Genomic DNA, 23,080 nt, shown 5'->3' with positions numbered 1-23,080 from the left:
CCGGCCGCCCCGGCGGCCCCCGCGCCCGATGGCGCCGCGCAATCCGAGGCGCTCTCGGCGCTCGCCAACCTCGGCTACGGCCCCTCCGAGGCCGCGGGCGCGGTGGCGCAGGCGCGGGGCGAGGACCCGGCCGCCGAGACCGGCGACCTGATCCGCGCGGCATTGAAGCTGTTGGCGCCGAAGGGATAAGGACCGCCGGTACCATGACAGACCCTGACCCCACCCTGCGCCCGGATCGCCAGCCCGAGGATGCCGACCGCGCCCTGCGGCCGCAGCTGCTCGATGATTTCATCGGCCAGGCCGAGGCCCGCGCGAACCTGCGCGTCTTCATCGAGAGCGCCAGGCGCCGGGGCGAGGCGATGGACCACACGCTGTTCCACGGCCCGCCCGGGCTGGGCAAGACGACGCTGGCGCAGATCATGGCCAAGGAGCTGGGCGTGGGCTTCCGCATGACCTCGGGCCCGGTGCTGGCCAAGGCGGGCGACCTGGCCGCGATCCTGACCAACCTCGAGGCGCGCGATGTGCTGTTCATCGACGAGATCCACCGCCTGAACCCGGCGGTCGAGGAAGTGCTCTACCCCGCGCTGGAGGATTTCCAGCTGGACCTGGTCATCGGCGAGGGGCCGGCGGCGCGCACCGTGCGCATCGATTTGCAGCCCTTCACCCTGATCGGGGCGACCACGCGCATGGGGCTGCTGACGACGCCGCTGCGCGACCGGTTCGGTATCCCGACGCGGCTGCAGTTCTACACCACGGAAGAGCTGCACGAGATCGTCACCCGCGGCGCGCACCTGCTGGGCGCACCGGCCACCGACGGCGGCGCGCAGGAGATCGCCCGCCGGGCGCGCGGCACGCCGCGCATCGCCGGGCGGCTGCTGCGCCGGGTCGTGGATTTCGCCGTGGTCGAGGGCGACGGCACCGTGACCCCCGAGATCGCCGACCGTGGCCTGACCCGGCTGGGGGTCGATCACCTCGGGCTGGACGGGGCCGACCGGCGCTACCTGACGCTGCTCGCGGAGAACTACGGCGGCGGCCCGGTGGGGATCGAGACGATCTCGGCGGCCCTGAGCGAGAGCCGCGACGCGCTCGAAGAGGTGATCGAGCCCTACCTGCTGCAACAGGGCCTGATCCAGCGCACGCCGCGCGGCCGCATGCTCGCCGCCAAGGCCTGGACCCACCTCGGCCTGCCCGCGCCGGCCCCGAAAGGCAGCGGCGATTTGTTCGAGGGCGGGCCATGACGCTGGCGGATTTCGAACCGCTCACCGCAGCGGAGGAGGCGGTGATCGCCGGGCTGGGCACCGGCCATGTGACGGTGCTGGGCGACGGAGGGCTGCCCGACCCCGAGGCGGGCGACGACCGCCGCGTGCGCGCCAGCCTGATCCGCTGGCTCGCCCTCGGCGCGCCGGGGGACGGCGACGTGCGGCTGCACGAACACGGCCTGCAAATCGCCGGGGCAATGGTGGTCAGCGACGGGCAGGCCGATCCGGTGATGGCGGGATCAACGCCGGGCCTCGACCTCGAAGGATGCCGGCTCGACAATGACCTCGGCCTGTTGAACTGCCGGTTCAACGACCCACCCGTGCTGCGTGGGGCCAGGCTCGACACGCTGAACCTGCAGGGCGCACATCTCCCCGGCCTGCAAGCCGACCGGCTGGAGACGCGGGGCAACGTGTTCTTGCACGGGGTGCAGGCCACGGGTGAGGTGCGGCTGGCCGGCGCGCAGATCGGTCAAAATCTAGAGTGTGACGGTGGGAGGTTCGAGAACCCCGGCGGCCGTGCCCTGAACGCGCAAGGCGCTGAGGTGAAGGGGGCGTTCTTTTGGCGAGAAAATAGCGCGGCGCAAGGCGCGCTCGACCTCACGGCGGCGGAGATTGGGCGTATCGGCGATGACCCTGCCTGTTGGCCGGCGCCGGGCGACCTGCTGCTCGACCGCTGCCGCTACGGCGCCTTCACTGGCCACGGAATCACGGCCGACGACCGCATCCGCTGGCTGGACCTTCAGGACCCGGCGCAATTCGGCCAGGACTTTTGGCCCCAGCCGTGGGAGCACTGCGCGCATGTCCTGCGCGAGATGGGCCATGCCGAGGACGCGCGGCAACTCCTGATCGCCAAGGAAGAGCGGCAGCGCCGGGTGCGACGCGAGATCGAGTCGGCTCGGCTGGCCGGCGCGCGCCTGCGCAAGCGCTTCGACACGGCGTCCGATGACGATACGGCGACGCTCCAAGCCTGTGCCGCGGAGGTTGAAGCCTATGGATCAACCTTGACGCACAAGGCTGACCCGCGCGGGCAGGCATTCCTGGGACAAGTTGAAAAGGCGACTCGCGTTCAGGTTTTCCAGTGGCGCAAGCAGGTTGACGACTACGACGCCCTGAGGGCCAGGGTCGACGCCAAGGCCGACCGGATCGGCACGCGCCGGGCCGATGCAGCCCTCGCCGCGCAATCGGCCGTGACCGAGGCGTGGTGCAAACTTGGCTTCCTGCGCCTGCGCGACTGGCTGCTTGCCGTGCTCATCGCCTATGGCCACCGGCCCCTGCGGGCGCTGGGGTGGCTGGCGGCGATGTGGCTGTTTGGCGCAGTGCTGTTCGGCGTGGTGCATGGCAACGGCGGCTTCAAGCCCAACAGTGCTTTCATCCTCAGCAAGCCGGCATGGTTCGAGTGTGCGGCGGCGGGCGCGCGGCGGGGCGATCATCCCTCGACACTGGCCTGTTACCAGGCCCAGCCCGAGGCGGCGGGGTATCCGGCGTTCAACGCCGCGCTCTACTCGCTCGACACGCTGGTGCCGGTGGTCGACCTGGAGGTGCAGGACTACTGGGTGCCGGATGAAAGGGTCTCGCCCGCCGCGCGGTATTACCTGTGGGTGCATATCGCCATGGGCTGGTTCCTCGCGCTGCTCGCGGTGGCGGGCTTTTCGGGGCTGATCGACACCCGTGCCACGAAGGAGTGAGCGCGCCGGGGCCGACACCGGACGCCCGTGGGCTTGCACCGGGCCGGGTTCTGACGCATGACCGCCCTGCAGTCTGGGCACGGGGGCCGCGCGGCTCATGGGCGTTTTCGAGAAATACCTGTCGGTCTGGGTCGCGGCGGCCATGGTCGCCGGGATCGTGTTGGGCAACCTGGCCCCGCCGCTGGTCAATGCCATTGCGGCGGCCGAGGTCGCCCGCGTCAACCTGGTGGTCGCGGTGCTGATCTGGGCCATGGTCTACCCGATGATGGTGGGCGTCGATCCCGGCTCGCTGGGCCAGGTTGCGCGCCAGCCGCGCGGGCTGCTGATCACGCTGGCCGTCAACTGGCTGATCAAGCCCTTCACCATGGCCGCGCTGGCGGTGCTCTTCTTCGAGGTGGTCTTTGCCGGGCTGATCGCGCCCGCCGATGCCCAGCAATACATCGCCGGGCTGATCCTGCTGGGCGCGGCCCCCTGCACGGCCATGGTCTTTGTCTGGTCGCAGCTCACACGGGGGGACGAGAACTACACCCTTGTGCAGGTGACGGTGAACGACCTGATCATGGTGGTGGCCTTCGCACCCATCGTGGCGCTGCTGCTGGGGGTCACGGATATCGCCGTGCCGTGGGAGACGCTGCTGCTGTCGGTGCTGCTGTTCATCGCGCTGCCGCTGGCGGCCGGGCTGCTGACCCGGCGCAGGCTGGCCACGCCCGCGGCGATCGCTGCCTTCCAGGGCCGGATCAAGCCGGTCTCAATCGTCGGGCTGATCGCCACGGTGGTGATCCTGTTCGGCCTGCAGGGGCAGGTGATCCTGAGCAAACCGGCGGTGATCGTGCTGATCGCCGTGCCGATCCTTATCCAGAGCGTCGGTGTCTTCGCCCTGGCCTATGCGGCGGCCTTCGCCCTGCGCGTGCCGCACCGCATCGCCGCGCCCTGCGCGCTGATCGGCACGTCGAATTTCTTCGAACTGGCGGTGGCCGTGGCGATCAGCCTTTTCGGCTTGAACTCGGGGGCGGCGCTGGCGACCGTTGTGGGCGTGCTGGTCGAGGTGCCGGTGATGCTGACGCTGGTGGGGGTTGCCAACCGCACCCGGGCGCGGTTTGCCGCCCGCGCGCAAGGATGACAGGACGCGATGACGTTTACCGCTGACGAGATCGAGGCGCTGTTCACCCGCGCCGACGGGACATTCCTGTGCGCGCGCTGGGACCGGCCCATCGCGCCCGTGGTCTTCGGGGTCGAGGACGAGACGCTGTCGGTGGTCAAGGGCGCCTTCGAGGCGGTCTGCGCGCTGGCCGGCCACACCATGGCCGAGACCGACCCGGAACTGGGCGTCAACACCATGGTGTTCTTCTGCCGCGACTGGGCGGAGCTGACCGGGGTGTCCGACCTCGACCGGTTGGTGCCCGACCTCGGCCCGCTGGTCGAACGGCTGGTGGCGCAGGATGCCAACCAGTACCGCATCTTCCGCTTCGACGCGGGAGGTGCGATCCGGGCCTGTTTCATCTTCATCCGCATGGACGCCGAGATGGCAAAGGTTCCGGCCGACACGCTGGCGCTGTCGCAGGCGGTGCAGAGCATTCTGCTGTGGTCCGACCGGGCCTTCACCGAGACCTCGCCGCTGGCGGTGGCCGACGGCGTCGCGGTGCTGCGCCCCGAGATCGCCGGCGTGATCCGGGCCGCCTATGACCCGGTCCTGCCGGCCGTTGCCCAAGACCCCAGCCACGCCCTGCGCCTCTTCGCCCGGCTGGAGGCGCCGCAATGACCCACCGCCTGTCGATCCGTGTCTATTACGAGGACACCGACCTTGCCGGGATCGTCTACTATGCCAATTACCTGAAATTCATCGAACGGGCCCGCACCGAATGGGTGCGCGGCCTCGGCCTGGACCAGGGGCGGCTCAAGGCCGAGCAGGGCATCGTCTTCGCCGTGCGCCGGGTCGAGGCGGATTACATCCGGCCCGCGGTCTTCGACGATGAACTGGTGGTCCAGACCTCGGTCGAGTCCATGACCGCCGCGCGCCTCGTGCTGAAACAGGACGTGATGCGCGACGGTGAGGTCTTGTTCGCGTCCGTCGTGACGCTGGTGGCGCTCGGCCCGGACGGCCGGCCCGTGCGCCTGCCCGACATCCTGCGCCGGACATTGCACTGACCATGGAAGCCGCATGTCTTACCCGGTTGGCTGCACGACCCTGAGATAGGGGCTGAGCCGCGTGGAATTGGCGCCGAAGTCGCGCCAGACATGTGCCTCGGGCCGGTCGTCGGGGATGATGGTGATATCGCCGTCTTCCCAGTCGCTGGGCGTGGCCGCGCCGGTTTCGTCGCGCATCTGAAGGGCGTGCAGCACGCGCATGATCTCGTCTGTGCGCCGGCCGATGAAGACCGGGTATTCGAAGATCATGCGAAGGCGCATCGACGGGTCGATCAGAAAGCTCTTGCGGATCGGCCAGGCCTCGGCCTCTTTCTCGTGCATCATCCCGAAGAGCTTGGACAGGCGAAGGCCCGTGTCCTGCGCACAGGGAAAATCGACATCCACGCCGAACAGGCGCGCGATATCGTCGTGCCATTGCGTCTGCTCTTCGATGGTCGAGCCGGTCAGCGCCAGGTTCTTGACGTTGGCGGCCTTCCAGGCGGCCGAATAGCTGGCGATCGAGGCGATCTCGGTCGTGCAGACGGGGGTGTTGGCGGCCGGGTGGCTGAACAGATGGACCCAGTGCCCCTCGGCCCATTTCCAGAAATTCAGGGGGCCCTCGGTCGTCTCGACGTTGAAGTCGGGGAAGATATCACCGATCTGGGGCAGCCATCTGACCGTGCGGCGCAGGGTCGAAGGAAGTTTCACGATCTGGTTGTCGGCGCCGCGCGGGGCGAAGAACTGGATACTCATGGGACTCTCCTTTCTGCATCTCCGGGTTGTGGTCTCTCGCTGCGTGCAACTTTAGTGAATAACCTCAATTGTGTTCAAAATGGGACCGATTTATTCGGGTTTGTTTCCGCGCAGCACACCGATGAGGCGCGGGGTGGTCGCGCGAAAGCGGTCGGCGCACCCCTTGCGACCTATTGTCCCCGGCTTAAACATGTGCGAAGATAAAGTTGAATTTAGGGCATGGGTTAAATCGTCTTCCTGGCCTCGAACCGTCGGGGACACTTTATGACCGCCTCCACGACCCTGACCGCCCTCGTCCATGATGACGACGCGGCCGACCGAGACTTGATCGCCCGGCAATTGCGCAGCGACGGGTTCCACGTCGATCATTTCCGGCCTGACGAGTGCGCGGTCGAAGCCGTCAAGCGGCACGGTGCCGATATCTGCATCGTCGGCGGTGGTCTGGCGGGCCTGGACGCGTTCGAGATCGCGCGTCGGTTGCGTCACCAGACGGCCTGCGGGGTGATCGTGCTGAGCCCTCGCAACGACGAAGTGGATGCCGTTCTGGCGCTTGAAATGGGTGCGGACGATTTCATGTCCAAGCCGATCCGCCCGCGCGAACTGGCCGCCCGCGTGCGGACCGTGTTGCGCCGGACGGTGGTCACGCCGGCCAACGGGAACGGCGAGCGCCCCCTGCCGGACGACTACCTGCGCAAGATCGACGACATGGGGATCTGCGCCGTCGAGCAGTCGGTTCAGGTCGCGGGCCGGCCGGTGTCGCTGACGCCCATGGAATTCGACGTTCTTGTCGTGCTTGCCCTGCACCTGAACACGGTCCTGTCGCGTGAACAGATCATCACCAAGGTGCGCGGCAAGGACTGGGCGATCAACGACCGCGTGGTCGATGGCATCATCTACAGCCTGCGCCGAAAGATGTTTCCCGATGGCACGGGGGCACAGCGCATCCGCACCGTGCACGGCCGGGGCTACATGCTCGTCCAGTCGGGCACCGCGCCCGACGACCCGGGCGAGCCGCTCTGAACGGCGGCGCCAGTCGGGCCCGAGGCCAAGGGCGGCGCCATTCCGGCAAGTATCCGCCGACCCCGGCCCCGAGGCGGCACGGAAATCCGCGCCCGGCCCCGGATTTCTTGGCGTTCGGCTTCAAATCCGGCTACACCTGTCGTCAAAGAGGCCGCAACCGGCCCGCAACCAACGAGCAGGCAGATGGAAGCAGCATCCGACTACACGATGTGGGCCTTGTTCGCCCGCGCCACGATCACGGTCAAACTGGTGATGATCCTGTTGATCCTAGCCAGCGTCTGGTGCTGGGCGGTGATCATCGACAAATGGGTCCAGTTTCGCCGCGCCCGGTCCGAGGCACGGGTCTTCGACGCGGCCTTCTGGTCGGGCAACCCGCTGGACGAATTGTTCGATCGGATCGGCCCCGACCCCGAGGGCCAGTCCGAGCGCATTTTCGCGGCCGGCATGACCGAGTGGCGCCGCAGCCACCGGCAGGACGGTGCCCTGATCGCCGGGGCGCAGGCGCGGATCGAACGCTCGATGGACGTGGCCATCGCGAAAGAGGCCGAAAAGCTGCAGAAAGGGCTGCCAATCCTGGCCACCGTGGGATCGACCGCGCCCTTCGTGGGCCTTTTCGGCACGGTCTGGGGAATCATGAACGCCTTCGTCGAGATCGCCGAGCAGCAGAACACCAACCTCGCCGTCGTCGCGCCGGGCATCGCCGAGGCGCTGCTGGCCACGGGCCTCGGCCTGTTGGCGGCGATCCCGGCGGTGATCTTCTACAACAAGCTGAGTTCGGACAGCGACGGAATCGTGAACGGCTACGAGGCCTTCGCGGACGAGTTCGCCACGATCCTCAGCCGCCAGCTGGACAGCTAGACCATGGCCGCCGGACTCATCAGATCCGGGGGCGGGGGCGCACGCCGCCGGCGGCGCGTGCGCCGCAGCCAGCCCATGGCCGAGATCAACGTCACGCCTTTCGTCGACGTGATGCTGGTGCTTCTGATCATCTTCATGGTTGCCGCGCCGCTGATGGTGGCGGGCATCGAGGTCGACACGCCCGACACTGCCGCCGGCGCCCTGCCCAGCGAGCAGGAGGAACCCCTGGCCGTCACCCTGACGGCCGACGGCCGGGTCATGCTGATGACGACAGAGGTGCCGCGCGGCGACCTGGTGGCGCGGCTGCAGGGCATCCTCGCCGAGCGCGAGAGCGACCGCGTTTTCGTGCGCGCCGACGGCAGCCTGCCCTATGAACGGGTGGCCCGTCTCATGGGGGCGCTGACTGCGGCGGGGATTACCAACATCTCGCTCGTCACCGAAAGCGGCGGCCCCGGGCTGGACGACGAGGCGGACGGCTAGGCCGGAACGGACATGAGCGCGGGTCTTTACATATCGGGCGCGGGGCATGCGGCCCTGATCCTCTGGATGCTGGCCGGCTGGGGGCTGGAGTCCGAGCCGCTGGACATGGAGACGACCGAGGTTTCGGTCATTTCGGGTGAAGAATTCGAGGCCATGACGCGCGCCGGGGCACCGGACGCCCCCATCGAGGAGGTGGCCGCCCCGGCCCAGCCCGACATCGCGCCGCAAGAGCCGCCCGCGCCGCAGGATGACACCGCCCCGCAGGTGCCGCAGCGGCCCGCCCCGGTCGAAGTGCCCGAGCCCGATACGCCGCCCGCGCCACCCGAGACGGAAACGCCGCAGGCCGAGGTGACCGATACCGTTCCCGACCTGCCGCAGGTTTCGGCCGCGCCCGCGCCGCCGCCCTCGACAGAGCTGGGCGACAGCCCGCGCCCGGTGCCGCGCCCCTCCGAGCGCATCGCGCCCGAGCCGGTCGCGCCGCCCGAGCCGGACACGCAGGTCGACGACCGGGTGGCCGAGGCGACCTCGGATGCCCCGGCCGAGGACACCGCCGACGAAGAGGTGGACCAGTCCACCGCCCCCGAGGAGGCCGCCCCCGAGATCGTGACCGAGGCGGAAACGCCCTCGGGCGCCCCCGAGGTCAGCCTGCGCCCGCAGGCCCGGCCAAGCCGCCCAGCGCCGCAGACGGCCGAGACCCAAGAGGCCGAACCCGAGGCCAGCGAGGCTGCCGACCCCGTGGCCGAAGCCTTGGCCGAAACGGCCGCAGACCCCGACCCGCAGCCCAGTGCCGGGATCGCGGGCGGCCAGTTGAGCGACGCCGCCAAGACCGGTTTCCTGCGCCAGATCGGCCGGTGCTGGAACGTGGGCAGCGCCTCGACCGGGGCGATGCGCACCAAGGTGACCGTGGCCTTCTCGATGACGGAAACCGGACGGGTCGATACCGGCTCGATCGCGTTGATCGGCCATGAAGGTGGCAGCGAGGCCGACGCCGAGACCGCCTACGGCATCGCCCGCCGCGCGCTGCTGCGCTGTCAGAACGAAACCGACGGCGCCGGCTACGACCTGCCCGCCGACAAGTATGACCAGTGGCGCAACGTGGAACTGACTTTCAACCCCGAGAACATGCGCTCATGGTAGATGGCGGCGGGATATCCCGACAGGCCGGTTGTCATGCGGCTATTGCACTGCCGGGCGATCCTGAGACAATGGAGACGACATGATGATCCGGTTCCTGACTTTCCTTTCGGCGCTTTTCCTGGCCACGGCGGCGGCGGCGCAAGAGCCGCTCCGGCTGGAGCTGACCGACGGCGTCATCGAGCCGCTGCCCTTCGCCTTGCCGGGCTTTCACGCCGAGGGCGCCGGCGCCGAGGCCCTGGCCGGCGACATCAGCCGCGTCGTCGCGCAGGACCTTACCGGAACCGGCCTGTTCCGCCAGATCCCGCGGTCGGCCTTCATCTCGACCCCGGACAGCTTTGCCGACTCCATCGCCTTTGCCGACTGGCGGGCGATCAACGCCCAGGCGCTGGTGATCGGCGAGGTTGCCACGGGTGGCGGGCGGTTGACCGTCAAGTTCCGCGTCTACGACGTGTTCTCGGGCGCCGAGATGGGCGAGGGGCTGCAATTCTCGGGCACGCCGCAGGGCTGGCGGCGCATGGCGCACAAGGTCGCCGACGCGGTCTATTCCCGCATCACCGGCGAAGAGGGCTATTTCGACAGTCGCGTCGTCTACGTGGCCGAGACCGGCCCAAAGGACGACCGCGCCAAGCGCCTCGCGATCATGGATTATGACGGCGCCAACGTGCAGTACCTGACCGACAGCGACGCCATCGTGCTGGCCCCGCGTTTCAGCCCCGACGGCGACAGGGTGCTCTATACCAGCTACGAAAGCGGATTTCCCCGTATCTACGTGCTCGACGTCTCGACGGTCGGGCGCCAGCAGCTGACCACCCAGCCGGGCGACATGGCCTTCAGCCCGCGCTTTGGCCGCGACGGCCGGCAGGTCATCTACAGCCTCTCGCAGGGCGGTAACAGCGACATCTGGCGCACCGACCTGCGCACGGGCCAGCACACCCGGCTGACCAACGCCCCCTCGATCGAGACCGCCCCGTCCTTCAGCCCCGACGGAAGCCGCATCGTCTTCGAAAGCGACCGCTCCGGCCAGCAGCAGCTCTACGTCATGAGCGCCAATGGCGGCGAGGCCCGGCGCATCTCCTTCGGCGAGGGGCGCTACGGTGCCCCGGTCTGGTCGCCGCGCGGCGACCTGATCGCCTTTACCAAACAGAACGCCGGCCGCTTCCACATCGGGGTGATGCGCACCGACGGCAGCGAGGAACGCCTGCTGACCGCGTCGTTCTTGGACGAGGGGCCGACCTGGGCACCCAACGGCCGGGTCATCATGTTCTCGCGCGAGACTCGCGGCGCCGAGGGCAGCTCCAGCCTGTTCTCGGTCGATATCACGGGCCGCAACCTCAAGAAAGTCCAGACCCCGACGGGCGCTTCGGATCCGTCTTGGGGGCCACTGCAGCCGTGACCACGCATTGGTGATTTCTAAGGCCCGCGGGCCATGCTATGCTGATTATAACGAGCACTATCAAGAATGACAGGACACACCGAATGACCCATGCACTCAAGGCGGCCCTTCTTCTCGGCGCGCTGGCGCTGAGCGGCTGCACCAATGCCGACCGCTTCGACAATCCCGGGGCCGGCACCGCCGCTGGGCAGGCCGGGATCGACCAATCCGGCCTCGGATCGGCGGGCGACCCGGAAAGCCCGGCCTATTTCAACCAGACCATCGGGGACCGTGTTCTTTTCGCGGTCGACCAGTCCACGCTCAGCCCCGAGGCGCAGGCCGTGCTTGACGGACAGGCGCGCTGGCTGCTGGCCAACACCGATTACCGGGCCGTGATCGAGGGCCATGCCGACGAACAGGGCACGCGGGAATACAACCTCGCGCTAGGCGCGCGCCGGGCCAATTCGGTGCGCGACTACCTTGTGTCCAGGGGCGTGGCGGCAACCCGCATCGAGACCAAGAGCTGGGGCAAGGAAAAGCCGCTCGCGGTCTGTTCCGACGAAAGCTGCTATTCCCAGAACCGCCGGGCCGTGACCGTGATCTCGCTCGGCGCGACAAGCTGACAGGGTAAAGGACCGGGGGGTCGCGATGTTGCGCAGGGGTCTTGTCTCATTCGGTCTGGTGTTGGCGCTGGCGGGTCCGGTGGCGGCCCAGCAGGATCAGACGCTGGCAGACATCCGGGCGGAGCTTTTTGCGCTTTACGGCGATCTTGAACGGCTGCGACAGGAGCTCAGCCCGAGCGGCCAGCCCACGCAGGACGGCGTTGCCGGGGCCAACCCGCTGGACCGGCTCATCGCCATCGAGGCCGAGCTGACCCGCCTGACGGCCAAGACCGAACAGCTGGAATTCCGCATCGAGCGGATCGTCAGCGACGGCACCAACCGCATCGGCGACCTCGAGTTCCGCCTTTGCGAGCTTGAAGAGGACTGCGATATCGGCAATCTGGGCCGCACCCCGACGCTGGGTGGGCAGGAGAGCACCCCCGCCGATCAGCCGGACCGGACACCCGGCACAGGCCCCCAACTCGCCGTGGCTGAGCGCGAGGATTTCGAGCGCGCTCGGGCCGCCATGGCCGAGAATGACTATCGCGCCGCCACCGACCTGCTTGCCAGCTTCAGCGAGACTTACCCGGGATCGCCGGTCGCCGCCGAGGCCCACCTGCTGCGCGGCAAGGCGCACCAACAGCTGGGCGAGACGTCGAACGCCGCGCGCGGCTATCTCGACAGTTTTTCGGCCGCCCCGCGCGGCCCTGTCGCCCCCGAGGCGCTGACCCGGCTTGGCAAGGCGCTCGGCGACCTCGGTCAGCAGGAGGATGCCTGCATCACCCTGGGCGAGGTCGAAACGCGCTTTCCCGACAGCGACCAGGTCGACGTGGCAGGCCAGGCGATGCAATCGCTCGGATGCGGCTAGACCCGGACTGGCTGCGCGAACAGGGCGACGATGCGCCCCTGTTGTCTGCTGTCGATACGTGCCTGCCCCGCGACCGGGCCTCGCGCCTTGGCGTCGCGGTTTCCGGCGGTGGTGACTCCGTGGCGCTGTTGCATCTGGTCTGGCGCCGGGCGCGGTATCTGGGGCAGCAGGTCGAAGCGGTCACCCTCGATCACGGGCTGCGCCCCGAGGCCGCGGCCGAAGCGCGCGCCGTGGCCGATCTGTGTGCGCGGCTCGGGGTGCGGCAGACAACGCTGAAATGGACCGGCGCGCGCGGTGGCAACATCATGGCCGCCGCCCGCGACGCCCGCTATCGCCTGATCGCCGACTGGGCGCGGGACCGCGGCATCGCGCCGGTTCTGCTGGGCCATACGGCCGATGATCTTGCCGAGACATTCCTGATGCGGCTGGGGCGCAAGGCCGGGCTGGATGGCCTTGCCGCGATGGATCAGACATTTCGGCGGCAGGGCATGACATGGAGCCGCCCACTCTTGCAGCAGACCCGCGCGGCGCTGCGTGCGTACTTGCGCCGCAACGCGGTTGACTGGACCGAAGACCCGACGAACGACGATCCGCGCTATGACCGGACCCGCGCCCGCGCTCGGCTCGCGGCGCTGGCCCCCCTGGGCGTGGATGCCGACGGCCTCAACGAGACGGCCGAGGCCCTGCGAATGGCGCGATCGGCGCTGGAGCAATATACGGCGCAAGAGGCGCAGCGCCATGTGATCGAGGATCGGGGCGATCTTCTGATCCCGCATGGGCCCGATGCGGGGCTGCACCCCGAAATCGAACGGCGGTTGATCGCGCGGGGGCTGCAATGGGTCGCGGGCGCGGCCTATGCCCCGCGCCGCACGACACTGGCCAACCTGCGCTCGGCGCTGGAAAACGAAGGCCCGCGCCAAACCGCCGCGGGCTGCCTCGTGACCGCTCGGGCCGGGTCGGTTCTGCGCCTGAGCCGCGAGCCCAACGCCGTTGCCCAGACCCGCTGCGACACGCGCGAAATCTGGGACGGGCGCTGGCGTCTGGACGGCCCCCATGCACCGGGGCTGGAGATCAGGGCGCTGGGCGAGGGCGTCAGGGACTGCCCCGGCTGGCGCGACACGGGCCTGCCGCGCGCCTCGCTCATGGCGTCGCCGGCGGTCTGGCGGGGCGATGCGCTGATCGCCGCGCCGCTGGCCGGGCACAGTTCCGACTGGACTGCGCGGATTGTCACGTCTTTTGCATCGGACCTGCTTTCGCATTGAAGAACGGGCGAAGGTGTCTATCTTGGTGCAACACGCAGGCGCCATGCGCGCCCGTGTCCGAATCTATAGGAGTTCGCCGTGGGAAACGCGCGCAATCTGGCCTTCTGGGTCGTTCTGTTCATCGTCATCATCGCCCTGTTCCAGCTTTTCGGCGGGGATCAGGCCACGAGCAGCAGCAGCACCAGAAGCTATTCGCAATTCGTCCAGGCCGTTGAGTCCGGCGCGGTGACCGAGGTCACGATGGACGGGGAAAAGCTGTATTATCAGGGGTCCGACAACCGCAGTTACATGGCGGTCGCCCCCGGTGATGCCGAGGTCACGCAGTTGCTCATGGACAATGGCGTGGCGGTCGAGGCGCGCCCGCAGGAGCAATCCGGCTTCACGACCTTCTTGCTGGGGCTTTTGCCGTTCCTGCTGCTTATCGGCGTCTGGATCTACTTCATGAACCGCATGCAGGGCGGCGGCAAGGGCGGTGCCATGGGCTTCGGCAAGTCGAAGGCCAAGCTGCTGACCGAGAAGCATGGTCGCGTCACCTTCGACGAGGTCGCCGGCATCGACGAGGCCAAGGACGAGCTTGAAGAGATCGTCGAGTTTCTGCGCAACCCGCAGAAATTCAGCCGCCTGGGTGGCAAGATTCCCAAGGGGGCGCTTCTTGTCGGCCCGCCGGGCACCGGCAAGACGCTGCTGGCCCGCGCCATCGCGGGCGAGGCTGGCGTGCCGTTCTTCACCATCTCCGGCTCGGACTTTGTGGAGATGTTCGTGGGTGTCGGTGCGTCCCGAGTGCGCGACATGTTCGAACAGGCCAAGAAGAACGCGCCCTGCATCGTCTTCATCGACGAGATCGACGCGGTCGGCCGCTCGCGCGGTGCCGGCTATGGCGGCGGCAACGACGAGCGGGAACAGACGCTCAACCAGTTGCTGGTAGAGATGGACGGCTTCGAGGCCAACGAGGGCATTATCATCGTCGCCGCGACAAACCGGCCCGACGTTCTGGACCCGGCGCTGCTGCGGCCCGGCCGCTTCGACCGGCAAGTGCAGGTGCCGAACCCTGACATCAAGGGCCGCGAGAAGATCCTCGGGGTGCATGCGCGGCAGGTGCCGCTGGGCCCCGACGTGGACCTGCGCATCATTGCCCGCGGCACGCCCGGCTTCTCCGGCGCGGACCTGGCCAACCTGGTGAACGAGGCGGCGTTGATGGCCGCACGGGTCGGCCGGCGCTTCGTGACCATGCTCGATTTCGAGAACGCCAAGGACAAGGTCATGATGGGGTCCGAACGCCGCTCGATGGTCATGACCGAGGACGAGAAGAAGCTGACCGCCTATCACGAGGCCGGCCACGCCATCGTCGGTTTGAACGTGCCCCAGCACGACCCGATCCACAAGGCGACGATCATTCCGCGCGGTCGGGCGCTGGGTCTGGTGCTGAGCCTGCCGGAACGCGACCAGCTCTCGGTGACCTACACCAAGTACAAGTCGCAGCTTGCCATGGCGATGGGCGGCCGCGTGGCCGAGGAACTGATCTTCGGTTACGACAACGTCACCTCGGGTGCCGCCTCCGATATCCAGCAGGTCACCAAGATCGCCCGGGCCATGGTCACGCGCTTCGGCTTCTCGGACGAGTTGGGGATGATCGACTATTCCAACGACGAGACGCAGATGGTTCCGGTCAGCAACGTCTCGCCCGACACGCAGGAGAAGATCGACGGCGAGGTCCGCCGCCTCGTTGACGAAGCCTACGAGCGGGCCCGGCAGATCCTTACCGACAAGGCCGAGGAACACGAGCGCCTGGCGCAGGGGCTGCTGGAATACGAGACGCTGACGGGCAAGGACATCACCAAGGTGATCAACGGCGAGCCGCTCAACCGCGACGACGATGCCGACGACACGCCACCCACCAGTGGCAGTTCCGTCACCGCGATCCCCAAGACCAAGGGGCGCAAACCGCGTGGCCCGGAACCCGAACCCGAGCCCACCGCCTGATCCAAGCAAAGCCCCGCCGGACCGGCGGGGCTTTTTACTACCGTGCGGGTCTTGCGCGCGGGCGGGAAACGTCGGACGATCGGGACCGAGCCCGAACCGAGGTGCCGCATGCCCGCGCTGACCCCCACGGATCATCACGCCACGATCACCTGGGTCGGCCGGATGACCGAACGTGTGGAACCGGCGGTGAACGGTGAGGCGCTGGACCGTCTGGATCTGGGCTTCGGCGGACTGGCGGATGCGCCCTATGCCGGGCGCACGCGGGCGTCCTGTTCACGGGTCACGGCGCAGCATCCCAAGGGCACAGAGATCGCAAACGTCCGGCAGCTGAGCATCGTCAGTGCCGAAGAGCTCGCGCAGGTCGCCGCCGACATGGGTCTGGCCGCGCTCGATCCGGCCTGGCTGGGCGTGAACCTCGTCATCCAGGGGCTGGCCGATTTCAGCCATGTGCCGCCGTCGTCGCGCCTGCAGGCCGAGGGCGGCACCACCCTCGTGATCGACATGCAGAATCGCCCCTGCCACCAGCCCGGCCTGACGGTCGACCGCCACCATACCGGCCACGGCAAGGCCTTCAAGGCCGCCGCCGAGGGGCGGCGCGGCGTGACCGCCTGGGTCGAGCGCCCCGGTGCCCTGGTGATCGGCGACCGGCTGCGCCTGCACGTGCCCGACCAGCGCCGCTGGGCGCCCTGAGCGCTGGGCGGCGGTGCACCCGCCCTGATCTGAAATGCGCCCGGACATGACCGACGATTCCGGGTGCGAAAATGTCGCAATCGCGGTGCAAGCGCGGCCACGGTCGTGATTAGGGTGTGCCAGCATGTGACCACGCGCCCCGCCGGCGCCGACCCCAGGGAAGAGACCGCACCAATGGCATTCAAGACCGACATCGAAATCGCCCGCGAGGCCAGCAAGAAACCGATCCAGGAGATCGGCGCCAAGCTGGGAATCGGCAGCGACCACCTGCTGCCCTATGGCCACGACAAGGCCAAGGTCAGCCAGGACTTCATCGATTCCGCGAGGGACAACGCCAAAGGCAAGCTGATCCTCGTCACGGCCATCAACCCGACCCCGGCGGGCGAGGGCAAGACCACCACCACGGTGGGCCTGGGGGACGGTCTCAACCGCATCGGCAAGAAGGCGGCGATCTGCATCCGCGAGGCCTCTCTGGGGCCGAACTTCGGCATGAAGGGCGGGGCCGCGGGCGGCGGCAAGGCGCAGGTCGTCCCGATGGAGGACATGAACCTGCACTTCACCGGGGATTTCCACGCGATCACGGCGGCGCACAACCTGCTGTCGGCGATGATCGACAACCACATCTACTGGGGCAACGAGCTCGAAATCGACGAGCGCCGCGTCAGCTGGCGCCGCGTGATGGACATGAACGACCGCGCGCTGCGCGACACCGTGACCTCGCTTGGCGGAGTGGCCAACGGTTTCCCGCGCCAGACGGGCTTCGACATCACCGTGGCCTCGGAAGTCATGGCGATCCTTTGCCTGGCCAGCGACCTGGAGGACCTGGAGCGGCGCCTGGGCGCCATGATCGTGGCCTACCGCCGCGACAAGACGCCGATCTACTGCCGCGACATCAAGGCCGACGGGGCCATGACCGTGCTGCTCAAGGACGCGATGCAGCCCAACCTGGTGCAGACGCTGGAAAACAACCCCGCCTTCGTGCATGGCGGCCCCTTCGCCAATATCGCCCACGGCTGCAACTCGGTCACCGCGACGACGACGGCGCTGAACACCGCCGACTACGTGGTGACCGAGGCGGGTTTCGGCGCCGACCTCGGCGCCGAGAAATTCATGAACATCAAGTGCCGCAAGGCCGGCCTCGCCCCCGACGCGGTGGTGCTGGTCGCCACGGTGCGGGCGATGAAGATGAACGGCGGTGTGGCCAAGGCCGACCTGGGCGAGGAGAACGTGGCGGCCGTGCAGGAGGGCTGCGCCAACCTGGGCCGCCATATCGGTAACCTCAAGCAGTTCGGCGTGCCCGTCGTGGTGGCCATCAACCATTTCGTCACCGACACCGATGCCGAGATCCGGGCCGTGAAGGACTACGTCGCAACGCAGGGGTCCGAGGCCGTGCTTTCGCGCCACTGGGAGCTGGGCTCGGAAGGCTCCGAGGAGCTGGCGCGCAAGGTGGCCGAGATCGCCGATAGCGGGGTCAGCCAGTTCGCGCCGCTCTACCGCGACGACCTCGGGTTGTTCGAGAAGATCGAGCGCGTGGCCACGGCGATCTACCGCGCCGACGAGGTGCTGGCCGATGCCAAGATCCGCAACCAGCTCAAGGATTGGGAAGAGGCCGGCTACGGCAACCTGCCGGTCTGCATGGCCAAGACGCAGTATTCCTTCTCGACCGACCCGACGCTGCGGGGCGCGCCGACCGGGCATTCCGTCCCGGTGCGCGAGGTGCGGCTGTCGGCGGGGGCCGGGTTCATCGTGGTGATCTGCGGCGAGATCATGACCATGCCCGGCCTGCCGCGCCAGCCCGCCTCGGAGAATATCCGCCTCAACGATGACGGCCTGATCGAAGGCCTGTTCTGATCCGGCGGAGCGCCGCTGTTGCCGTCCCCGCTGGGGACGGCAATGCGCCCCGCCCGCCGTCCCGTCCGGAGCGTTCCATGACCCCATCCCGTCGCGCTGCCCTGATTGACGGCAAGGCCATCGCCGCGCGCAAGCGCGCCGAGATCGCCGAGCAGGCCGCGGCCCTCGCCGCCGAAGGTTGGCAGCCGCGGCTGGTGTCCATTTCCGTGGGCGATGCGGCGGCGGCCGCGCTCTATGTGCGCAACCAGCAGCGCTCGGCGGAAAGCGCGGGCGTGCAGTTCGAGGCGCGCAACTACGACGCCACGATGTCGCTGGAACAGCTAGTCGGCCTGTTGCAGGGGCTGAACGCCGACCCGAGGGTCAACGGGATCATCATCCAGCGCCCCCTGCCGGATCACATTCCGGTCAAGGCGCTGCAGAAGGCGGTGCACCCGCTCAAGGATGTCGAGGGCATGCACCCGGCCTCCATCGGCAACATTGTCTACAACGACCTGGCGCTCGGCCCCTGCACCGCCGTGGCGGCGGTGGAAATCCTGAAGACGCTGCCGCTGCGGCTGGAAGGGCTGGACGTTACCGTGATCGGCCATTCCGAGATCGTGGGCAAGCCGATCGCTTTTCTGCTGATGGGGCTGGGGGCCACGGTGACGGTCTGCCATCACATGACCCGCTCGGTCGCCATGCACAGCCGGGCCTCGGACGCGGTCTTCGTGGCGGTGGGCAAGGCCGGGCTGGTGACGGGCGAGATGGTCAAGCCCGGCGCGGCGCTGATCGACATCGGGATCAACCGTGTCGAGACACCCGACGGCCCGCGCACCCTGGGCGATGCCGATTTCGACAGCTGCGCCGAGGTCGCCGGCTGGATCACGCCGGTGCCGGGCGGGGTCGGCCCGGTGACGGTGGCGATCCTGATGCAGAACGCGGTGCTTGCGACGCGGCTCCAGAAAGAGCACTACGCGGCCCAGTATGCCAAGACGGAGGTATGAGATGACGGCCAGTGTGATCGACGGCAAGGCCTTCGCGGCCAAGGTGCGCGAAAAGGTGGCGGCCCATGTGGCGCACCTGACGGCCGAGCACGGGATCACCCCGGGCCTTGCGGTCGTGCTGGTGGGAGAGGACCCGGCCAGCCAGGTCTATGTCCGCTCCAAGGGCAAGCAGACGCTCGAGGTCGGCATGGAGAGCTTCGAGCACCGGCTGGCGGCTGACACGCCCGAGGCGGACCTGCTGGCGCTGATCGACCGGCTGAACGTCGATCCGGCGGTGCATGGCATCCTGGTGCAACTGCCGCTGCCCGATCACATGAACGCCGATCTCGTCATCAACGCCATCGACCCGGCCAAGGACGTGGACGGGTTCCACATCTCGAACGTCGGGCTGCTGGGCACGGGGCAGAAAAGCATGGTGCCCTGCACCCCGCTGGGCAGCCTGATGATGCTGCGCGATCAGCTGGGCGATTTGTCGGGGCTGAACGCGGTGGTTCTGGGGCGGTCGAACATCGTCGGCAAGCCGATGGCGCAACTGCTGCTGGGCGACAGCTGCACCGTGACCATCGCGCATTCCCGCACGCGCGACCTGCCCGGCGTGGTGCGCGCCGCCGATATCGTCGTTGCCGCGGTGGGCCGCCCCGAGATGGTGCCCGGCGACTGGATCAAGCCCGGCGCCACGGTGATAGACGTCGGTATCAACCGCCTGCCCCCCGACGAGGAGGGCGGCAAGGGCCGTCTGGTGGGCGATTGCCATTATGCCAGCTGTGCCGAGGTGGCCGGCGCCATCACGCCGGTGCCCGGCGGTGTCGGGCCGATGACCATCGCCTGCCTGCTGGCCAATACCGTTACCGCCTGCTGCCGCGCGGCCGGGCTGGCCGAACCCGAGGGGCTGACGGCCTGACCGGGTAGCATCGTGTCTTGTAGCGGGGCGTGCGGTATTTTCCGCGTGCGAACCGGTCAAAAGACGCAGTGTTGGCACGCGCAGCTTGCCGCCAGCGACCCGGCCCGGTCCCGTGGCCCCCCGGGCCGGATGGGTCAGAGCGCGGCCAGCGGCACGGCCACCGCGCGCCGCCCGGTCAGCACGGCGATCGCATCGGCGGCCATGCGGTCGCGCAGGATCGGCGCGGTCACCCGCAGCCCGCCGGTGTAGGCCCCGAAGGCGGGCAGGATCACCCGGTTTTCATCCGCCAGAAAGCAGGGCCGCGCGGCCGTGCCCGGCACCCGCGCCTTGGGGTGATAGTGCCCCGAGACCTCGGGCCTGTCCGGCGTGGCGATGTGGCGAAAGTGCAGACCGTTGAGGACCAGCTCGGCCAGGTGGCTGCCGCCCAGGGCCACCGGGCCGGGGTCGTGGTTGCCCTCGATCCAGGTCCAGTCGCGCCCGGCCTGAAGCCGTGACAGGTGCAGGCGCATGTCCTCGGGCAGATCCGTCGCCGCGTCGAGGTCGTCGAAACTGTCGCCCAAGCAGATCACATGGCGCGGGGCGGTCGCGGCAATCGCGCTGTCCAGCCGGGCCAGCGTTTCCCGTGTCTCGTAGGGCGGCAGAAGGCCGCCGCCCCGCCGCGCGATGCGTTCGGACTTGCCCAGGTGCAGGTCCGACACGCAAAGAACCCCTGCGGCCGGCCAGAACAGGCTGCCGTCGGCGCGGGCCTGCAGGGCGTGCCCGCCGAGTTTCAGGACGTGATGCGACATGGCCCGGACTTGGCCCAGCCGCACGGGGCCTGCAAGATCAAAGCGCGCCGAGGCCTGCCTCGGCCATCAGGCGCTCGGCCTCGTCCTCGAGCAGCCGCTCGCGCCCCTCGCCCGCGATGGGCACCTTGCCCGGTTCCAGCAGCAGCGGCGCGGCCAGCGGCGACACCCGGTGCAGCCGCTGATGATCCACACCCTGGACACGGCCCAGCATCTCCTCGATCCGGCCGAAATCGACCAGCCCGCGCAGGGCCTCGTCGCGGGTGATGCGCATCAGCAGGTGATCGGGGTCGTACTTGGCCAGCGTGTCATAGAGGATATCCGAGGAAAACGTCGCCTGCCGCCCGGTCTTTTTCGGCCCCGGCGTGTTGCGCTCGATCAGCCCGGCGATTGTGGCCACGCTGCGAAAGGTGCGTTTCATCACCGCATTGCCCTGCAGCCAGGCGTCCAGCCCGGCCTGCAAGTCGTCGGCGTCCAACAGGGCGGCGGGGTCGCCGACACGCTCCAGCCCCCAGATCAGCAGGGCGTAATCCGTCATGACGAACCCAAGCGGCGACAGGCCCGCCGCCTCCATCCGCTGGGTCAGGATCAGGCCCAGCGTGCGATGCGCGTTCTGCCCGGCGAAACCGTAGAGGCACAGGTGTTCGCGCCCCGCGTGCGGAAAGGTCTCGACCAGCAGCCGGTCGGCCGTGGGCATCCGGCTGACCGCGCGCTGCAGGGCGAGCCACTCGGCGGTGTGCCCCGGCAGGTCGGGCCGGTGATCGCGGTTCAGCAGATCGAGGATGCGCGCCGACAGCTGCGTCGAGGTGGCGAATTTCGTGCCCGAGAACACGGCGACCTTGGGCTCGCGCCCGGGCGTGCGGCTGACCTCGACGGTCAGTTCCTTCAGGCCTTCGTAGCGCACCACCTCGCCGCCGATCAGGAACCGGTCGCCGGGGGTTAGAGAGGCGGCAAAGGCCTCCTCGACCTCGCCCAGGGTGCGATTGCCGCGGCGCATGCGCACCTTCAACAGGTCGGCATCCTGGATGGTGCCGATGTTCATGCGGATGCGCTGCGCCGCGCGCGGGTCGCGCAGGTGCCAGTGCCCATCGGTCTGTTTCAGCCGCTGCCACTTGTCATAGGCGCGAAAGGCATAGCCGCCGGTGGCGCAAAACGACAGGCAGTCGTCGAAGGCGGCGCGCGGCAGGTCGGCATAGGCGCCCACGGTCCGGACTTCTGCGAACAGGGCGTCGGCGTCGAAGGGGCCGGCGCAGGCGCGGATCAGGATGTGCTGGCACAGCACGTCCAGCGGGCCGGGGCCGCGCGGGTCACCGTCCAGGTCGTGGGCGCGCGCGGCTTCCAGCGCGGCGCGGCATTCGACAACCTCGAACCGGTTGGCCGGCACCAGAAGCGCCTTGGAGGGCGCGTTGTAGCGGTGATTGGCCCGCCCGATCCGCTGGACCAGTCGCTTGACGTTCTTGGGGGCGCCGATCTGGATCACCAGGTCGACATCGCCCCAGTCGATCCCGAGGTCGAGCGAGCCGGTGCAGACGATGGCACGCAACTGCCCGGCCACCATGGCCGCCTCGACCCGGTCGCGTTGATCCCGGCTCAGGCTGCCGTGGTGGATGCCGATGGGAAGGGCGTCCTCGTTCGCCAGCCAGAGGTGGTGAAAGAAGATCTCGGCCTGGGCGCGGGTGTTGTGGAAAATAAGTGTGGTATTGTGCTTTTTGATCTCTTCAAGAACCTCAGGAATGGCGTATTTTGCTCCGCCACCGGACCAGGGCGGGCGGCTCTGCGTGGCCAGCATCGCTATGTCCGGGTCGGGACCCGGATCGGCCGACAGGATCGGGCAGGGGTCCGGGTGCCGGGCCAGCGTGCGGGCAATGGCCTGCGGGTCGTCCACCGTGGCCGAAAGTCCGACGCGGCGCAGCCCCGGCGCCAGGCTTTCCAGCCGCGACAGCGCCAGCATCAGCTGGTCGCCGCGCTTGCTGTCGGCCAGGGCGTGGATTTCATCGACAACCACCCGTTGCAGTCCGGCAAAGATGCGCGGAGCGTCCTCGTAACTGGTCAGCAATGCGAGCGACTCCGGCGTGGTCAGCAGGATATGCGGCGGGTCGGCCCGCTGGCGCCGCTTGGCCGTATAGGTGGTGTCGCCTGTGCGATCCTCGATGCGGATGGGCAGGCCCATCTCATCGACCGGCGTGGTCAGGTTGCGCCGGATATCCGTTGCCAGCGCCTTGAGCGGCGACACATAAAGCGTGTGCAGCCCAGAATGCGCCCCGTCCGCCAGTTCGACCAGGCTGGGCAGGAACCCGGCCAGCGTCTTGCCGCCGCCGGTGGGCGCGATCATCAGGGTGGCCGGGTCGGCGGCGCGGTGCAGCATCTGCTGCTGATGGGGGTGGAGGGCCCAGCCTCGCGCGGCGAACCAGTCCGTGAAGATCGGGGGCAGGGCGGTCATACCGCCATAACTGCCCCCATTGGCGCGCGG

21 protein-coding genes and 1 pseudogene are annotated in these 23,080 nt (G+C 68.6%); 19 read left to right on the top strand and 3 right to left on the bottom strand.

The genetic code is table 11. The features are described 5' to 3' along the window. The 6 genes and pseudogenes from BU124_RS08340 to ybgC all read left to right on the top strand — a co-directional run. Nucleotides 1-189: pseudogene (locus BU124_RS08340) on the top strand (Holliday junction branch migration protein RuvA); the annotation flags it as partial. A gap of 14 nt (nt 190-203) precedes the next feature. Next, nucleotides 204-1,238: a Holliday junction branch migration DNA helicase RuvB gene (gene ruvB, locus BU124_RS08335; RefSeq protein WP_084862600.1), complete on the top strand. Its 1,035-nt coding sequence runs from the start codon at nt 204-206 to the stop codon at nt 1,236-1,238. Beyond that, on the top strand, nt 1,235-2,944 hold the full coding sequence (locus BU124_RS08330; protein ID WP_084862598.1) for a hypothetical protein: 1,710 nt from the start codon (nt 1,235-1,237) through the stop codon (nt 2,942-2,944). The genes ruvB and BU124_RS08330 overlap by 4 nt, the downstream gene beginning before the upstream one ends. 97 nt (nt 2,945-3,041) lie before the next feature. Beyond that, complete coding sequence (gene arsB, locus BU124_RS08325) at nt 3,042-4,064, top strand: ACR3 family arsenite efflux transporter (RefSeq protein WP_084862596.1); 1,023 nt, start codon at nt 3,042-3,044, stop codon at nt 4,062-4,064. A gap of 9 nt (nt 4,065-4,073) precedes the next feature. After that, nucleotides 4,074-4,703, top strand: a complete 630-nt coding sequence (locus BU124_RS08320) for a hypothetical protein (protein WP_084862594.1) — start codon at nt 4,074-4,076, stop codon at nt 4,701-4,703. Continuing rightward, nucleotides 4,700-5,089 carry a tol-pal system-associated acyl-CoA thioesterase gene (gene ybgC, locus BU124_RS08315; RefSeq protein WP_084862592.1) on the top strand — a complete coding sequence of 130 codons (390 nt, stop codon included), beginning with the start codon at nt 4,700-4,702 and terminating at the stop codon, nt 5,087-5,089. Before BU124_RS08320 ends, ybgC begins: the two co-directional genes overlap by 4 nt. An 18-nt stretch (nt 5,090-5,107) precedes the next feature. On the opposite strand, the gene BU124_RS08310 is transcribed toward ybgC, so the two are convergent. Next, nucleotides 5,108-5,821 carry a redoxin domain-containing protein gene (locus tag BU124_RS08310; RefSeq protein WP_084862590.1) on the bottom strand — a complete coding sequence of 238 codons (714 nt, stop codon included), beginning with the start codon at nt 5,819-5,821 and terminating at the stop codon, nt 5,108-5,110. 264 nt (nt 5,822-6,085) lie between these two features. Between BU124_RS08310 and BU124_RS08305 the strand changes: the two genes are divergently transcribed. The 13 genes from BU124_RS08305 to folD all read left to right on the top strand — a co-directional run bounded on the left by BU124_RS08305 (nt 6,086) and on the right by folD (nt 19,825). After that, nucleotides 6,086-6,841, top strand: a complete 756-nt coding sequence (locus BU124_RS08305) for a response regulator transcription factor (RefSeq protein ID WP_084862588.1) — start codon at nt 6,086-6,088, stop codon at nt 6,839-6,841. Nucleotides 6,842-7,024: 183 nt separating this feature from the next. Beyond that, nucleotides 7,025-7,699 (top strand): protein TolQ, encoded by a 675-nt coding sequence (gene tolQ, locus BU124_RS08300; protein ID WP_084862586.1) that lies wholly within the window; start codon nt 7,025-7,027, stop codon nt 7,697-7,699. Between the two features lie 3 nt (nt 7,700-7,702). Further along, nucleotides 7,703-8,179, top strand: a complete 477-nt coding sequence (locus BU124_RS08295; protein WP_084862585.1) for an ExbD/TolR family protein — start codon at nt 7,703-7,705, stop codon at nt 8,177-8,179. Between the two features lie 12 nt (nt 8,180-8,191). Continuing rightward, nucleotides 8,192-9,316, top strand: a complete 1,125-nt coding sequence (locus BU124_RS08290) for a hypothetical protein (RefSeq protein WP_084862584.1) — start codon at nt 8,192-8,194, stop codon at nt 9,314-9,316. Nucleotides 9,317-9,395: 79 nt separating this feature from the next. Further along, complete coding sequence (gene tolB / locus BU124_RS08285) at nt 9,396-10,709, top strand: Tol-Pal system beta propeller repeat protein TolB (RefSeq protein WP_084862582.1); 1,314 nt, start codon at nt 9,396-9,398, stop codon at nt 10,707-10,709. Between the two features lie 83 nt (nt 10,710-10,792). Further along, nucleotides 10,793-11,311 carry a peptidoglycan-associated lipoprotein Pal gene (gene pal, locus BU124_RS08280; protein WP_084862580.1) on the top strand — a complete coding sequence of 173 codons (519 nt, stop codon included), beginning with the start codon at nt 10,793-10,795 and terminating at the stop codon, nt 11,309-11,311. A 25-nt stretch (nt 11,312-11,336) separates the two neighbouring features. After that, nucleotides 11,337-12,158: a tetratricopeptide repeat protein gene (locus BU124_RS08275; protein WP_084862578.1), complete on the top strand. Its 822-nt coding sequence runs from the start codon at nt 11,337-11,339 to the stop codon at nt 12,156-12,158. Beyond that, the gene (gene tilS, locus BU124_RS08270; RefSeq protein WP_084862576.1) at nt 12,149-13,420 is read left to right on the top strand and encodes a tRNA lysidine(34) synthetase TilS; all 1,272 of its coding nucleotides are present in this window, start codon (nt 12,149-12,151) and stop codon (nt 13,418-13,420) included. Before BU124_RS08275 ends, tilS begins: the two co-directional genes overlap by 10 nt. 78 nt (nt 13,421-13,498) lie before the next feature. Next, complete coding sequence (gene ftsH / locus BU124_RS08265) at nt 13,499-15,400, top strand: ATP-dependent zinc metalloprotease FtsH (RefSeq protein WP_084862574.1); 1,902 nt, start codon at nt 13,499-13,501, stop codon at nt 15,398-15,400. Nucleotides 15,401-15,508: 108 nt separating this feature from the next. Continuing rightward, nucleotides 15,509-16,090 (top strand): MOSC domain-containing protein, encoded by a 582-nt coding sequence (locus BU124_RS08260; RefSeq protein ID WP_084862572.1) that lies wholly within the window; start codon nt 15,509-15,511, stop codon nt 16,088-16,090. Nucleotides 16,091-16,264: 174 nt separating this feature from the next. After that, complete coding sequence (locus BU124_RS08255) at nt 16,265-17,941, top strand: formate--tetrahydrofolate ligase (protein ID WP_084862570.1); 1,677 nt, start codon at nt 16,265-16,267, stop codon at nt 17,939-17,941. Between the two features lie 77 nt (nt 17,942-18,018). Continuing rightward, on the top strand, nt 18,019-18,924 hold the full coding sequence (locus tag BU124_RS08250; RefSeq protein WP_084862568.1) for a bifunctional 5,10-methylenetetrahydrofolate dehydrogenase/5,10-methenyltetrahydrofolate cyclohydrolase: 906 nt from the start codon (nt 18,019-18,021) through the stop codon (nt 18,922-18,924). Nucleotide 18,925: 1 nt separating this feature from the next. Continuing rightward, nucleotides 18,926-19,825, top strand: coding sequence for a bifunctional methylenetetrahydrofolate dehydrogenase/methenyltetrahydrofolate cyclohydrolase FolD (gene folD / locus BU124_RS08245; protein WP_084862566.1), 900 nt, complete (start codon nt 18,926-18,928; stop codon nt 19,823-19,825). 134 nt (nt 19,826-19,959) lie between these two features. Here folD and pdeM read toward each other — a convergent pair whose 3' ends face one another. Next, nucleotides 19,960-20,613, bottom strand: a complete 654-nt coding sequence (gene pdeM, locus BU124_RS08240; RefSeq protein WP_084862564.1) for a ligase-associated DNA damage response endonuclease PdeM — start codon at nt 20,611-20,613, stop codon at nt 19,960-19,962. A gap of 37 nt (nt 20,614-20,650) precedes the next feature. Continuing rightward, complete coding sequence (locus BU124_RS08235; protein WP_084862563.1) at nt 20,651-23,050, bottom strand: ligase-associated DNA damage response DEXH box helicase; 2,400 nt, start codon at nt 23,048-23,050, stop codon at nt 20,651-20,653. Between the last annotated feature and the right edge of the window lie 30 nt (nt 23,051-23,080).

Source organism: Salibaculum halophilum (genome assembly GCF_002094885.1).
Classification (GTDB): domain Bacteria; phylum Pseudomonadota; class Alphaproteobacteria; order Rhodobacterales; family Rhodobacteraceae; genus Salibaculum; species Salibaculum halophilum.
Note: the sequence above shows the minus strand (reverse complement) of the source record. Positions and strands in the feature narration are given on the sequence as shown.

Coding starts and splice junctions, on each gene's coding strand:
- ruvB (WP_084862600.1), top strand. CDS start 204: ATGACAGACCCTGACCCCACCCTGCGCCCGGATCGCCAGCCCGAGGAT.
- BU124_RS08330 (WP_084862598.1), top strand. CDS start 1,235: ATGACGCTGGCGGATTTCGAACCGCTCACCGCAGCGGAGGAGGCGGTG.
- arsB (WP_084862596.1), top strand. CDS start 3,042: ATGGGCGTTTTCGAGAAATACCTGTCGGTCTGGGTCGCGGCGGCCATG.
- BU124_RS08320 (WP_084862594.1), top strand. CDS start 4,074: ATGACGTTTACCGCTGACGAGATCGAGGCGCTGTTCACCCGCGCCGAC.
- ybgC (WP_084862592.1), top strand. CDS start 4,700: ATGACCCACCGCCTGTCGATCCGTGTCTATTACGAGGACACCGACCTT.
- BU124_RS08310 (WP_084862590.1), bottom strand. CDS start 5,821: ATGAGTATCCAGTTCTTCGCCCCGCGCGGCGCCGACAACCAGATCGTG.
- BU124_RS08305 (WP_084862588.1), top strand. CDS start 6,086: ATGACCGCCTCCACGACCCTGACCGCCCTCGTCCATGATGACGACGCG.
- tolQ (WP_084862586.1), top strand. CDS start 7,025: ATGGAAGCAGCATCCGACTACACGATGTGGGCCTTGTTCGCCCGCGCC.
- BU124_RS08295 (WP_084862585.1), top strand. CDS start 7,703: ATGGCCGCCGGACTCATCAGATCCGGGGGCGGGGGCGCACGCCGCCGG.
- BU124_RS08290 (WP_084862584.1), top strand. CDS start 8,192: ATGAGCGCGGGTCTTTACATATCGGGCGCGGGGCATGCGGCCCTGATC.
- tolB (WP_084862582.1), top strand. CDS start 9,396: ATGATGATCCGGTTCCTGACTTTCCTTTCGGCGCTTTTCCTGGCCACG.
- pal (WP_084862580.1), top strand. CDS start 10,793: ATGACCCATGCACTCAAGGCGGCCCTTCTTCTCGGCGCGCTGGCGCTG.
- BU124_RS08275 (WP_084862578.1), top strand. CDS start 11,337: ATGTTGCGCAGGGGTCTTGTCTCATTCGGTCTGGTGTTGGCGCTGGCG.
- tilS (WP_084862576.1), top strand. CDS start 12,149: ATGCGGCTAGACCCGGACTGGCTGCGCGAACAGGGCGACGATGCGCCC.
- BU124_RS08260 (WP_084862572.1), top strand. CDS start 15,509: ATGCCCGCGCTGACCCCCACGGATCATCACGCCACGATCACCTGGGTC.
- BU124_RS08255 (WP_084862570.1), top strand. CDS start 16,265: ATGGCATTCAAGACCGACATCGAAATCGCCCGCGAGGCCAGCAAGAAA.
- BU124_RS08250 (WP_084862568.1), top strand. CDS start 18,019: ATGACCCCATCCCGTCGCGCTGCCCTGATTGACGGCAAGGCCATCGCC.
- folD (WP_084862566.1), top strand. CDS start 18,926: ATGACGGCCAGTGTGATCGACGGCAAGGCCTTCGCGGCCAAGGTGCGC.
- pdeM (WP_084862564.1), bottom strand. CDS start 20,613: ATGTCGCATCACGTCCTGAAACTCGGCGGGCACGCCCTGCAGGCCCGC.
- BU124_RS08235 (WP_084862563.1), bottom strand. CDS start 23,050: ATGACCGCCCTGCCCCCGATCTTCACGGACTGGTTCGCCGCGCGAGGC.